This is a genomic window from Roseibium sp. (assembly GCF_025698965.1).
GTDB lineage: Bacteria > Pseudomonadota > Alphaproteobacteria > Rhizobiales > Stappiaceae > Roseibium.
The window spans coordinates 1-12,618 of the sequence record NZ_JAILWL010000150.1; the positions used below are offsets into that span (position 1 = coordinate 1).

Annotated in this window: 12 protein-coding genes and 3 tRNA genes; 7 read left to right on the forward strand and 8 right to left on the reverse strand. The window is 55.2% G+C overall.

The features are described from left to right. From K5905_RS13785 to K5905_RS13795, 3 genes are all read right to left on the reverse strand, one after another. A partial coding sequence (locus K5905_RS13785) for a GTP-binding protein (RefSeq protein ID WP_235987997.1) occupies positions 1–124 on the reverse strand: 124 nt, incomplete at its 3' end. Between the two features lie 168 nt (positions 125–292). Beyond that, positions 293–366, reverse strand: a tRNA-Gly gene (locus tag K5905_RS13790). Positions 367–387: 21 nt separating this feature from the next. Beyond that, a tRNA-Tyr gene (locus K5905_RS13795) sits at positions 388–472 on the reverse strand. 416 nt (positions 473–888) lie between these two features. On the opposite strand from K5905_RS13795, the gene K5905_RS13800 reads away from it, so the two are divergent. The 3 genes from K5905_RS13800 (at position 889) to K5905_RS13810 (ending at position 2,815) form a co-directional block, all read left to right on the forward strand. Then, positions 889–1,389, forward strand: a complete 501-nt coding sequence (locus K5905_RS13800) for a MarR family winged helix-turn-helix transcriptional regulator (RefSeq protein ID WP_297584813.1) — start codon at positions 889–891, stop codon at positions 1,387–1,389. Positions 1,390–1,420: 31 nt separating this feature from the next. Then, entirely contained in the window at positions 1,421–1,924 is a 504-nt protein-coding gene (locus tag K5905_RS13805; protein WP_297584815.1) for a PaaI family thioesterase, read from the forward strand. A gap of 69 nt (positions 1,925–1,993) precedes the next feature. Then, positions 1,994–2,815 (forward strand): RNA methyltransferase, encoded by an 822-nt coding sequence (locus tag K5905_RS13810; protein ID WP_297584817.1) that lies wholly within the window; start codon positions 1,994–1,996, stop codon positions 2,813–2,815. A 9-nt stretch (positions 2,816–2,824) separates the two neighbouring features. On the opposite strand, the gene K5905_RS13815 is transcribed toward K5905_RS13810, so the two are convergent. Both K5905_RS13815 and K5905_RS13820 read right to left on the reverse strand, forming a co-directional pair. Continuing rightward, on the reverse strand, positions 2,825–4,012 hold the full coding sequence (locus tag K5905_RS13815) for an MFS transporter (RefSeq protein ID WP_297584819.1): 1,188 nt from the start codon (positions 4,010–4,012) through the stop codon (positions 2,825–2,827). A gap of 28 nt (positions 4,013–4,040) precedes the next feature. After that, positions 4,041–5,153: a YHYH protein gene (locus K5905_RS13820; protein WP_297584821.1), complete on the reverse strand. Its 1,113-nt coding sequence runs from the start codon at positions 5,151–5,153 to the stop codon at positions 4,041–4,043. Between the two features lie 237 nt (positions 5,154–5,390). Between K5905_RS13820 and K5905_RS13825 the strand changes: the two genes are divergently transcribed. Further along, positions 5,391–5,466, forward strand: a tRNA-Thr gene (locus K5905_RS13825). 682 nt (positions 5,467–6,148) lie between these two features. Further along, positions 6,149–7,300, forward strand: a complete 1,152-nt coding sequence (locus K5905_RS13830) for a CAP domain-containing protein (RefSeq protein ID WP_297584824.1) — start codon at positions 6,149–6,151, stop codon at positions 7,298–7,300. A gap of 712 nt (positions 7,301–8,012) precedes the next feature. On the opposite strand, the gene K5905_RS13835 is transcribed toward K5905_RS13830, so the two are convergent. Then, the gene (locus K5905_RS13835; RefSeq protein WP_367186964.1) at positions 8,013–8,231 is read right to left on the reverse strand and encodes a hypothetical protein; all 219 of its coding nucleotides are present in this window, start codon (positions 8,229–8,231) and stop codon (positions 8,013–8,015) included. 169 nt (positions 8,232–8,400) lie between these two features. Here K5905_RS13835 and K5905_RS13840 point away from each other — a divergent pair, with 169 nt between their 5' ends. Together K5905_RS13840 and K5905_RS31600 are read left to right on the forward strand one after the other, a co-directional pair. Continuing rightward, positions 8,401–8,580: a helix-turn-helix transcriptional regulator gene (locus tag K5905_RS13840; RefSeq protein WP_297584826.1), complete on the forward strand. Its 180-nt coding sequence runs from the start codon at positions 8,401–8,403 to the stop codon at positions 8,578–8,580. Positions 8,581–8,623: 43 nt separating this feature from the next. After that, the gene (locus tag K5905_RS31600) at positions 8,624–8,851 is read left to right on the forward strand and encodes a transposase (protein WP_367186965.1); all 228 of its coding nucleotides are present in this window, start codon (positions 8,624–8,626) and stop codon (positions 8,849–8,851) included. A 1,100-nt stretch (positions 8,852–9,951) separates the two neighbouring features. On the opposite strand, the gene K5905_RS13845 is transcribed toward K5905_RS31600, so the two are convergent. Beyond that, a complete protein-coding gene (locus tag K5905_RS13845) occupies positions 9,952–10,227 on the reverse strand; it encodes a hypothetical protein (protein ID WP_297584828.1) in 276 nt (91 codons plus the stop codon). A 251-nt stretch (positions 10,228–10,478) separates the two neighbouring features. After that, positions 10,479–12,618, reverse strand: a 2,140-nt coding sequence (locus tag K5905_RS13850; protein ID WP_297584831.1) for a calcium-binding protein, incomplete at its 5' end; no start/stop codon positions are given.

Below are 12,618 nucleotides of genomic sequence, written 5' to 3' on the forward strand. Positions count from 1 at the left end.
CACCGCCAGCTTCTGCCAGCGTCATGGTGATTGCAGCGGTCAGCGTCGTCTTGCCGTGGTCAACATGGCCAATCGTGCCAATGTTAACGTGCGGCTTATTGCGCTCAAACTTTTCCTTCGCCATCGGCGTCGCTCTCTGTCCAATACTCGGTTCGGTCGATACAGGCTCGAGCGGGACGCCCTCCGCGCCTTGGACAGATCCGCGAGCGACGAATTGCGTACCGTAGAACTTTTCTCAGGATTTCCGGGCGAAAGAGCCTTCCGTCCCGGACACTCCGATCAGCACCCATGATGGAGCGGGTGAAGGGAATCGAACCCTCGTCGTCAGCTTGGAAGGCTGCTGCTCTACCATTGAGCTACACCCGCACAACGAGGAACCAGGAACGATGGTGGAGGAGGTTGGATTCGAACCAACGTAGGCATAGCCAACGGATTTACAGTCCGTCCCCTTTAGCCACTCGGGCACTCCTCCATCTCGTCCTGCTTCACGCCGAAGCGATCAGGATGGCTTACCGAAGAGCCCGCCTTGAAGGGGCGAGCAATCCCGTGGCGCGTGTTATGCAGATGCGGACCTTCTGTGTCAACGCTGATTTTACAAAGAAATGAACAAAATCAACGAGACGCCCGAAACTGGTGCTCCGAACGCTCGAGATTAACTCGGCTACAGTTGCAGAAAGAGTGCCCGGCCAAGTGTCGAATGTCACGGATTCCCTGGATTTTATCGCCCCTCACCCGTTTCAGGCGCAGACCTGTGGACAACTGCCCAAACAAGGTTAAACGGGAGCTGCTCCGAGAGTGGCTTGATTCAGCAGTCTATTTTCTCGGTGAAATCGGCGCCGGTAACTGAAGTGTGTTGCCGGGAATCCAATTTTGTTGTACCTACAACAAATGACTTCTTCCCTTGACGATATCGACTTTGTTGAAATGGGCCGGACCTGCCTCGGCCATGCCGCGCGAAGAACCGCGAATCTGCTTACCCGGCACTACAATCGGCATTTGTCGACAGTCGGCCTGGAACTCACACAGGCACAACTGCTTGCAGTGGTCGCAGACGGATCGGCGTCCTCTGCCTCCGACATCGCACGCTATCTCGGGATCGACCGTTCAACGCTGGCACGCAATCTGAAGCCGCTCGAGACCGCCGGTCTGATCACACGTCAAAAGACCGGCAGTAAAAAGGTCCTTCCCGTCCTGACACCGGCGGGCGAGGAAATGGTGATCGAACTGCACCGGACCTGGCAAAGGGCACAGGACGAACTCGACACGCTCCTCGGTCCCGAGGGAGCCAATGCGATCCGCGCCCAGATGTCGTCCCTGCGCAAGGCCGTTCATATTCTTGAAGACCGGGAAACAAACGCCGGCAGTGCCCCAAGCAAAGCCAAACCCTGAAACAGATGCTTTCCACTAAGGACCGTTCTTTATGAGCAACCCTGACACCATCACTGAAAACGGCAAGACCCACACGCTCGGCGCCCTGCCCAAGAAGGCCTTTCACGAAATGACGGGTCTCGACATTTTCGAGCGCATGATGGCAGGCGAATTACCTGCGCCCCCCATCATGGTGCATTCCAATATCCGCATGAAGGACTTTACCGAAGGCCGGGCCGTCTTCACTGGCCTGCCGGCCAAGGAATTCCTGAACCCGCTTGGCACGGTTCATGGCGGCTGGATTTCGACACTGATCGACACGGCGCTCTCCTGCGCGGTGCATACGACGCTGAAACCCGGCGAGTTCTATACGACGACTTCGCTCACCGTGAACATGGTCCGTCCATTGCTGCCGACCAGTGGCGAAGTCATCTGCGAAGGCCGGATCGTGCACCGCGGCTCACGTCTGGCAACCTCTGAAGGTGACCTCAAGGACGCCAACGGCAAATTAATTGCGCACGGAACCGTCAGCTGCATGATCATGAAGCCGTCCTGAAGTCGCCCATGGTGCTCGCGCAGCCCTTTCCTCTTTCCATGAAGTACATTTGCCGCTAGAGCATGCGACATGACGGACAGCAACAAATCAAACCGCCCCCGTTTCCATTCCGGCCAGGGGGCAAGGCCTTTTCGCAAAGGATCCGGCAAACCGGCACCCCGCCGCCCCGGCCTCCCCCCGGAAGGTCCGGTCCTTCTCTATGGTCTGCACACTGTGGAAGCCGCCTTTGCGAACAAGGATCGCAAACGGCTGAAACTCTTTGCCACGGAAAACGCGCAGCGACGGCTAGCCGAACGCGGCGTCACCATCGATGTACCGGTCGAACCGACGATGCCGAAAGCGCTCGACCGCATGGTGACGAAGGACGCAGTGCACCAGGGGATGATTTTGGAAGCAGATCCCCTGCCCGCATATGGGGTTGAGCATCTGAAAGGCGCACGGCTGGTGCTTGCGCTCGATCAGGTCACCGACCCGCATAATGTCGGTGCGATTCTCCGCTCTGCTGTGGCACTCGATGCGGATGCGGTGGTGACGACCGAGCGGCATGCACCTGAAGAAGGGTCCGTTCTGGCAAAATCGGCTTCCGGCGCGCTCGATATGATCAAGCACGTGCGCGTGAAGAACATGGCCCGTTTCGTTAAGGACATGAAGGATCAAGGCTTTGGCTGTATCGCGCTTGATAGTGACGGACCATCCAGCCTGGAAGACACGGCCTTTACCGATAAGACTGTGCTGGTCCTCGGCTCGGAAGGCAAAGGCGTACGCCAGGGTGTACGGGAATCCTGCGGCCTCACTGCTCGGCTCGACATGCCCGGTGAAATTCGTTCGCTCAATGTCTCAAACGCTGCCGTTCTGTCGCTTTATGTGGCGCGGATGAAGATGGGTCTTTGAACTGACCCATTAAACGAAATTCGGGTCTTTGACTTGTTCCTCCGCGACGCGGCCTGTTGCCTTTCGCGCTTTGGCCGCGATTGTAAGAAAAGGTGCAAGCAGCAGGCTAAGCCCGAGCATTGGTGCCAGAACCATGAGCCCGACACGCATGTCAAACGCATCGGCAATCGCTCCGATCGTCAAGGGACCTGCCAGAAACCCCAGAAGGGCAACAAAGGACAGGACGGCCACATTGGACGCTGCACTGGTACCTGGCGCAGCCGATGCAGCCGTGACACCAAGCGGAAATGCAAGCGCAGCACCGACCCCCAGCACCCCCAATCCCAGAAGGGCCATTGGCACGCTTGAGGACAACCAGATAAGCCCCACACCTATCAACCCGATAGCAGCAAGCCCCTGCCCCAAATGACCTGGCGCCGCAATTTGGCGCAGTCGGTCTCCCATCAGTCTCGTGGATGCCAGACACAACGAGAAAACAGAGATACCCAACCCGGCAAGGCCCGGGTTAGCCGCAAAGGTGTCACGCAGAAAAACCGCCGCCCAATCAGCAATTGCTCCCTCCACGAGGGTTGTGCCGAAGGTGAACACACACACACCCAGCAGAATCGGGTGTGGCAACCGAAATCCACGTGGCTTTGCAGCAGTCTCGGCTACCGAATGAAGCTGCAGTCGCAGGATGGACGGCAGCACAACAAGCTGCACAACGACTGCAATCGAAAGACCCGCCAGCAACGGTTCGAGACCAAAGCCTGCGACCGCGGAGCCGATCAGTGTTCCTGAAAGAAGGCCAAAACTCCAGAACCCGTGAGCCTTGCTCATGATCTTCCCGCCGGTTCCGGTTTCGTATTCATCAGCCAGAACATTCAAACCAAGCTCGAGGATCGACATGGAACTGCCGACACAAGCCAGTGCCACCATCAGGCTCCACTGTGTTGCCGAAAGAAACGGGAAAAGCATTGCGATCAGGAAAACCGGATAGAAAATCAACGTTATACGACGGGCGCCAACCCAGTGCGCCAGGCGCCCGGCAACAATCAAAGTTAAAAGCGTGCCGATCGGAGCACCGACAAGCGCAATTGCAAGTTCGCTGTTGGTCAGGCCTAGTTTCACCTGGACGCCGGGAATATGCGGCAGCCAGGCCCCCAGTGCGATTGGCTGCAAAAAGAAAATCAGGCAGATACGGTGTGCATTGGACATCGCCGTCCGGTTCCTCCAGCGTTCCGGTTTACCGTCCCGTTCCGGGAGGCCCTTTCCGGGTTTGAGCAGGCCCTTCGTAAGCCGGGAAGGTCTTCAGTCCAGACACGTTAAAACCTCCGGGACAACCGGAGGTAATGTAATCGTAATAAATTGCGCGTCCACGGAATGCCCGGCTTTTATCGGCTTCAAAAAACAGTCCGTAGCATGCCTTGTTGCAGTAAAAGAGCGCCCCCTCCTCTGCCTGAACGCGCCGCGCCCGGCCATTGCTTTGAAGCACCTGCTCCCCCTGCAACATGCCGCTCATGACATGGCAAACCTCGCGGCCATAGGATTTGCGGGTACTGTCCTTGATCGCAAAATGGATCGGAATGCCGGTGATTTCCTTGCCAGTCCGGTCCTTGCGGTGCTCCCAATGGTCTCGCGCAAAATGCTGCGGGCGGCCCGACAGGCAATTCAGGACATCCCATCCGGATGTGGTTTTGACATTGTAAAAATAGTTGCCCGAGCCGTCCTTCATGCCACGACAGGGATCAAGTTGGCTCTCCACGGCGTTGGATTTATCAAACCAGCCGAGAGCCAGAATCGGAAACCCGTCCATGGCATAGCCAACCGGCTTCCTGTCCACATCCACCCAATCCCTGCCGAGATCCTCGATCAGACAGCGAGGGGCTGTGTGATAGTGATAATCGTCTCCCCGGCCCGCATGTCCACCGCAAACATCAAGCTCCCCTGCTTCGAAAGCATTCGGTCGCTTCCCGGTGGCCCTGTTGACTGGCCCCTGCGTGCTTGGATCGAATATCGGCACGCCATTGACGGCAACCCCCACGGGGCCGGCCTCTGTTTTCGTCGGCCGTCCGGACAGGCGCGGTTCAAGAACAATCTCGAAGTCATAGTTATGGACGCTTGGAAACTGCTGGTTGGTGGCGGTAATCCCGCGCATCATGGGCTCTTCGGAACTTGGCAATCCGTGAGAAGAGAATCGCGCCTTTCCACCTGAACAGGACACGTCACTCACTTCCTTGGTATAGCAGGCCGCCTCGCACTTGCAGTTCTTGATGTCATGAGCCTCGGCTTCCGGAAAAAATCCGGTCATCAAAAGAGCGGCATTCGCCCAAAAACCAATGCTTCTCGATAGCGACATCAATATTCCTTTGAGCAATAACTGGCATTTATGACAATTATCCAACTTTGCAGACAAACATCTCGTCTGTCTGCCGTTGCTAGAACATTATTTTCCCGGGTCTATGGAATTATCCACAGAGACAACGAGTTTTCTCTTGGTGTTTTAGAGGCTTAAAAGATTTTCGGTGTTGTAAAATGATTTTTTCCACCAGAGGCATGGACAAGCGCGCCCAATCTGCTAGAAGCCATTCCCGGCGCCGGTATAGCTCAGTTGGTAGAGCACGTGATTTGTAATCTCGGGGTCGCGGGTTCGAATCCTGCTGCCGGCACCAGTTTTCTCAATAACTTAGCTTGTGGATAATTTTCCACCTGTTTCACTGGCGTCCAAGTGGCGTCCAGGCGTACCGAGACGCATTCGCGCCGGTAAATAACCGCCCTGCCCCGTCTGTTACACCGATCTGCGATCGAAGCCTAATTTCTCGCAGAACTGCAATTTCAGAACGACCTGTTGGGGGCCGACTGCTGACTGGCGGCCTCCGGACACGATTCTCGCCAATCGGACATATCTGCACCGTGTGTACATATCGGTCGGGCCGTGCCGATCAGAAATGAGGCTCAAAAAACGGCTGTTCTGATCGTCCATCTTCTTATTAAGGCCCAATTTTGAACAGATTGTCCGGGCGTCATCGGAGGACGCTAGAGCCTTCACAGCAATGCGGTCAATGGTGTTGGCTGCAATGAGAATGTCCGTAAGTGGTTGATTTTCGGATTCCACAGAATACAGAATCTCTGGCCCAGCACGATTTCTTCCACCCTGCCGGGACGTCTCCTAACGCTCCATCTTTACAGTAGATGTTCGTGCAGCGCCTGCACCAAACCTTCGTATTGTTACCAAGGTTTGACCTCTCTTTTGCCTGGCATCCCTTTCACTTTTGAACGCGCCCCAACAGGGGTCGGGTTCCACGAAGCAAGAAAGGTCATCGTATGGCGCGTGCAAGCAGCTTCGAGCGACAGATGCTCGAACTAATAAATGAAGAGAGGACCAATGCCGGTCTACAGCCCCTAAGGCTGAACATATTACTCAACGAATCCAGCGAAGAGCACAGTGAGTGGATGCTGCGCTCAGGCAATTTCTCACATACCGGCGAAGGTGGCTCTTCAGCAACCGATCGAATAGCTGACAGTGGATACCCCTTGGAAGGCACCTGGCGGACAGGCGAGAACATTGCCTGGCAATCAGAACGAGGTTCGCAAGGCATCGAAGATGACGTCCGTCAATTGCACGAAACATTGATGAACAGTCCGGGGCACCGTGCGAATATTCTCAACCCCGATTTTACGGAGATTGGGATCGGAATCGAAAGGGGTAACTTTCGGGGCTCCGACGCGGTCATTGTAACGCAGAACTTTGCGGTGACCGATGGAGATACATCGGGTTCCGTGGAACCGGATGGGACACCGGTGCCAGTGCCAGATCCAACGCCGACACCCCAGCCAGACCCCACACCAGAACCTGACCCACAACCGGAACCAGAGCCCACACCGGAGCCCGACCCCACGCCGGAGCCGGATCCTATACCAGTGCCGGATCCCACGCCGGAACCAGAACCCACGCCGGAACCAGACCCTACGCCGGAGCCGAGCAAAAGCGTGTCTGTTTCCGGCTTTGCACATGGCACAGCAGGTGACGACGATCTGGTCACCACCGGGTCATGGTCAGCGGTTTTCGCGAGAGCAGGCAACGATACTGTAACAGGCAATGACAGCTTCGATTTCCTGAACGGTGGCGCAGGCAACGATCTTTTGTATGGCGGCGGTGGCGCCGACTATCTGATCGGCGGCCGGGGGAACGACGTTCTGGATGGCGGCGACGGCCGAGACTATCTGATCGGCGATGCCGGAGATGACATGATGACCGGTGGCCAGGGCCCGGATCTATTCCTCTTTGCCGGAGGAAATGACACGATCACCGACTTCACCGCAGGGGAAGACACGTTGCTCCTCCATCGAAATCTCTGGGAAGGCGGCAATCCCGCGCAGTCCTGGCAAAACAATGTGACTGTCGAGGATGGAAACACGGTTGTCGATTTTGGTGCCGGCAACACCTTGACCCTCACCGGCGTTACCGATCTGTCGACTTTGGATGCGTTCAACCTGTTCTGCTGACACCAACGGATCATTTTCATTGTGATTTAGAAAGTCGGGCTGGCTGTAGCGTTCTGCGATGGCCAGCCCGATCAATGAGCAAGAGAATGCAACCGAATTGAAGTAGCACAGCATTAGCAATGCGGGTTTCGATGCGAACGCAGGGGCATCGATCTATACGATTTGCGGTGCCGTTTTGGGTTTCAACATGCGGTTTTTGCGGCTCAACTCCGTGTACTAGGCCAGCTCAGTTACGACCGCTTCAAGTAACCAACCTTCAAGCCAAGCCAAGCGTCCAAAACGCGTTTGCGACGCAAGTCGTAATGGCGCCCCGGCCGATCAAGAATGATCTTTGTGTTAAGCGCGCGGTTTGCGACAGCCAAGCGACTATGGACATCATGAATGACAACCTGCTGATCAGTCACAGATTCCACATTGCCGAACCGAGCTGCGCAAATGAAAACAAATATGGCGTTTCACCAGCTACGCTCTTACGCAATAACCACAGAAGCGGCCATTCTTTCTATGAAAGGCAATGACCGCTTTGTCCGCAGTTCTTCCAATTGCCCTGATAGCCGCGAACGTCCGCATTCGGGACCGCACTATGAACCATCAAACGTCCGTTTTGCGGGCGAATAGCTGCCACGAATTGCAACACCGATGCTTGGAAGTAGTGCCATTTGTCGTCGATTGTTTAGGAGACAATCGTTCGACCATCGATACGAAAACGTAGTCATGCGAGTGTATTGAAAAACAACTCCTTATAACCAGTTTCAAGCAGCCAATTCACACGTTTAAGGTAACCTCTAACCACAAGTCTTGCACGATTTGGCTCCTTAAGCGGATCAATCCCAAGGATGCTGTAAGCCATTTCCGCTTCGCTGACATTTTCTGCTGCGGCGCTGAGAAGCTGCATGTATCTGGTAAAATGTGCCCTGTCGTAGCCAGTCAATGTTTCTGACCACGGCGGGGAATCGGCAATCCGGTTGCTAGCGTCTGAGCTACATCTCTCTATGCACATCCCACCACTCCAAGTCGAATATGACTCGTAGTCTATGGCGATTTGAGAGCATTCGACGAGCCATGACATCAAGGATGTCAGGGAACGACTCTCTAAAAATTTGCAGAACCTCAGGCGGGGAAAAGGTCTGTCTCAGGAAAATCTCGCGCATAGAGCTGAGATCCATCAAACATATTTGAGTGGTGTTGAGTCCGGCAAAAGAAACCCATCTGTATTGGTTCTCGACCGTATCGCGAGAGCACTTGATGTGGACATCGTCGAGCTATTCGCCAAACATTAGAAGTAGAAGCTAACGAAATGGCAGTCGCCTAAATGAGGCGAGTATGCTGCAAGGTAGCGCCCTCTCCTTCCAGGCTGACGTGGATGATCCGTTGAGGTTTACGCGTCCCAGAACCGTCGGCGCACACTTCGGATTGACGCCTCAGCGATGGCAGTCGGGGACAATCGATCGCGAAGGCGGCATTACCAAACAGGGAGATAAGGGTTCAGAACCGCGCTCTGCGAGGCGGCTATTAGCGATCTGCGGCACGTCAAGCGATGGTCTTCTATGAAGGCTTAGGGCCTGTGAGTTGCCAACCGGACGTGCATGATGAATACCATTGTTGCAGTCGCCAGAATGCTCGCTTCGATCCTTCATCGCACCTGGCTCGACGGTTCAAAGTTCCATATCGGACGCAGTGCAAGCGTCAAACGCTGCCTGATTGGTGACAACTTAAAGTCGCTAAACCTGACGCATGAACCATGGAGAATAGACAATCTCCGCGCGCGGAACGCCTTGGCGGGCCGCAAAACGGGGTATGTCCGATATCATTCATGCTACAGAAATCCGTTGCGAGGACATCGTAATGAGAGCGCGCGTAGCGCTTGGACTGCCCTGTTTTGATCATCTGACGAAGAGCGTCAGCCGGCCGAAACCCTCTGGAAACGGGTTTAGCGTTGAGCTCGAAGTAGCGCATGGACCGCCTGACGTCAGTAAACACAATGTGTGTTGGCAATTAATGGCTGACAGTGTGTCGTCTTGGCGATACCTTGATTGTTATCGCCTAAAAGAAGTAGAAAAGGGCGAATTATTACGATTGAATAGTATCTCGATCAGCAGGGCAAGATAAAAGGAACCGGTGCAAGCCTCTCCTCAAACCCAGTCTGCACATCGGGTTTCACCTGCACCAGGCGGCAAACCACAGGTGCAGGGAAAGCAATTCAAGCTGTTGAATATTAAATGGAAATTATGGTGTAAACAGCATTAGGCGGCGTTTTGTTCAACTCTCTGTTCTAGAGCGAGAAAACAATACGACGCTTGTAATTCCGCCAGCCCGTTGCTGCTGCGTTTTGTTGAGACTTCGCATCACCGGGCCAGCTCATCCAATACAGTGGCTATTGACCAAACATGCGGCAAACAAAGAATGATGTGAGTTGCAATTGGTCGAGGCATTCAACTCGTACCGAGCAGTGGAATGCTGAGACACACCGGTCGACTTCCGAATTACAGTCGTCAAGAATTGAACCACCACTCTCAAGGGCTCTGACAGCAACTGTTGGCGACGACGTCATCAGCGAAAAAATTACACTCGGCTCGAGCAGCGGCATTCGAAATTGCGTGCCCGCTGCCTATTCCTGGCAAAGGGCACGAAACTTAGGCTCGTTCAAAGTTCTAGACGAAGCGGAAATCGTCCGCGTGAAAGTCTATGAGAGCCACATCTTCCAAAACCACAAGAGGCGCATCGAAGCCGACGTTGATTGTGACACTGCGCTCAGCTGCATTTTCCGATGCCCGAATCAGGACATCGTTGATGTCGGCAAAATGCGCCAACGACAGCTCGATCACATTGTCTGTCGCGGCTCCGGCCACAGAGTCCGGGACTGATTTCCGTGAGCCAAGACTGACGGTGCCCAAGACGACACAACGGCTGGCGCCGAAACCCGTCATCGAGCGGAGGTTCGGTGACGGCACCGCCAACCTGACCCAAGAGTTTGGCGAAGACCTAGCCCCTGCCGGGACGTGTGCACGGAGGTCCCGGCTTAGCAGATCGATCCCTGGCACCCCGTTCGCGGCGGACAAAAGCAACGGACAGAACCGCTTGGTCCTGTCCGTCGAGATCGTCTGAGTTACGTGGCCCAACCTTTGCGTTGTTTCAGCCGCTCAAGAAGCAACCGCAGCACACTCCGCGCTGCCACGGCCTAGCTGAACAGGAAATCCCCCTGATCAAGGTCGGTTAGCTGAACACCTTCCAGCGTTATCGTTGTCCCGCCGAACTTCACCAGCGCATCCTGTCCGGAGGCTTCGAGCACCAGATCGGCAAAGGCCGAGGCGCCGCTTTCAATCCGGATCAGATCTTCGCCATCGGTAAAGTCGGTCACACGATCATCGCCCTCGCCCTGCCTGAAGACGAAGGTGTCCGCACCGGAGCCGCCGGTGAGGATGTCGTTGCCCAAACCGCCCATCAACGTGTCCTGGTCTTGACCACCATCAAGTACGTCATGGCCGGAACCACCCACCAGCTGGTCGTTGCCCTCCTCGCCATAAAGCGTGTCATTTCCGCTGCCACCATTGCCGATGTCATTTCCTGCTGCTGCATGAAGTACATCGTCCCCGGCGCCACCTGCAAAGTAATCGCTTTGGCTTCTGCCGAAATGGGTATCGTTGCCGGCACCGTAATTGTTGCCTCCAGCGAGATAGTCCACCCTCAGCTGAGTTCCATCGGCAAATTCAAGATATTCGACTTGGGTGGCGTACCCGTAGAGCCACTGCTCGATCGTAATCTGATCTCCCTGGGCGCCCTCAAACGTTATGATCCATTGATCACCATGTGCGTAATACATCTGAAGATTGTCGATATCCAAACCTTGCGCAAATGCAATCGTATCGGAACCCGAAGCTTCGAGTAAAGTATCTTGGCCGTCACCTACATGGAAGATGTACCTGTCATTGCTGTGTCCACCCTCCAGGCGGTCGTTACCCGCCCCTCCCAGAAGCACGTCTCCACCGGACATACCTTTAAGAACATCATTGCCGGATCCACCAACCAGATAGTCAGCGCCATACTGATAGGTACCGCCAGGGTCAGCGTCGCCGATAAGAGTATCGTCACCGGCGCCCCCAACAAGGTAATCGTTTCCCCCTCCAGCATTTAGAGTGTCGTTGCCGCCTCCGCCCAAGAGGGCATCGTGACCAGCATGAGAGTCGAAGATGTCGTTGCCATTTCCACCATCAAAGTAATCTGCAGCCTCGGTTCCTGTTAGGACGTCGGCATCGTTTGAGGCAGGAACCACGTTGTAGATCAGAGAACGAATTACGTCTGACGCCGCAACCTGACCGTCGGAAAAAATGAATTTTTCGATGTGGGTACCGCTATGAGACAGATCAAGTTGCCCTGCGGAACGGTTAGCAGTTGCGCTCCACGACAATCGCAAAATATGGCCCTGATAGACGTCCCAGCGGGCGCTCGTCACCGTCAGATCCGACAAGGACAGGTCCTTGAAGCTGACAGTATCCGTACCCCACCCGGATTGCTCTCCGCCATTGTCGATGAAAGTTAAGCCGGTGTCCGCCCCGATCACGTAGATGTCGTTGCCAGCCTGGCCGTAAAGCATCTGATGATGCGCATTGGTCCCGTCCTTTTTCCCGGCGATCAGCGTGTCGTTTCCATCACCGCCATAAAGGCGATTGGCCAGGCTTAAGCCCTCTACCGATGCTAAAGCACTGAAGGCGCCTCCTACAATCAGATCATCTTGCGACGTGCCTGTCAGCACCGCACGGCCCCATTCATCAAGCTCGATTCGACTTAGTACCGTCCCGTCGGCGAACTCGAACCGTTCGATCTGATCGGCCTCGTTGGCGATTTGCAACACGCCTTCCGGGCGCGCGCCGTCTGCCGCCCAGCTGAACTTCAGCATCTCTCCATTGGCATTCTGGTAGGTTTGATAAGAGATCGACAAATCCGACAAGGACAGATCCTTGAAGCGGACCGTGTCCGTGCCTACCTCCGCTTGCTCGGCGCCATTGGTAATCAAAACCGACCCCGCGTCAGATCCGATCACATAGGTATCGTCACCGTTTTGGCCATAAAGATCCTGTGATTCCAGCAGATCGCTCGCTCCGGTTTCCAACGTGTCGTTGCCTGCTCCGCCGACGAGAATGTTCTCATCCGTGAATTTGCCATTGCCATCGCCAAGGGAGAGGGCACCGCCCTTGATGAAGTCGGCCCCATCGGTGCCCGTTAGGACAACCCGACCATATGTGTCCAGATGGATCCGGCTCAGGCTCATGCCATCGGCAAACTCGAACCGTTCGTATTCCTCTGCTTCATTGGCGATGTGA

Coding starts and splice junctions, on each gene's coding strand:
- K5905_RS13815 (WP_297584819.1), bottom strand. CDS start 4,012: ATGTCCAATGCACACCGTATCTGCCTGATTTTCTTTTTGCAGCCAATC.
- K5905_RS13845 (WP_297584828.1), bottom strand. CDS start 10,227: ATGACGGGTTTCGGCGCCAGCCGTTGTGTCGTCTTGGGCACCGTCAGT.
- K5905_RS13805 (WP_297584815.1), top strand. CDS start 1,421: ATGAGCAACCCTGACACCATCACTGAAAACGGCAAGACCCACACGCTC.
- K5905_RS31600 (WP_367186965.1), top strand. CDS start 8,624: ATGCTGCAAGGTAGCGCCCTCTCCTTCCAGGCTGACGTGGATGATCCG.
- K5905_RS13830 (WP_297584824.1), top strand. CDS start 6,149: ATGCTCGAACTAATAAATGAAGAGAGGACCAATGCCGGTCTACAGCCC.
- K5905_RS13810 (WP_297584817.1), top strand. CDS start 1,994: ATGACGGACAGCAACAAATCAAACCGCCCCCGTTTCCATTCCGGCCAG.
- K5905_RS13800 (WP_297584813.1), top strand. CDS start 889: ATGACTTCTTCCCTTGACGATATCGACTTTGTTGAAATGGGCCGGACC.
- K5905_RS13820 (WP_297584821.1), bottom strand. CDS start 5,153: ATGTCGCTATCGAGAAGCATTGGTTTTTGGGCGAATGCCGCTCTTTTG.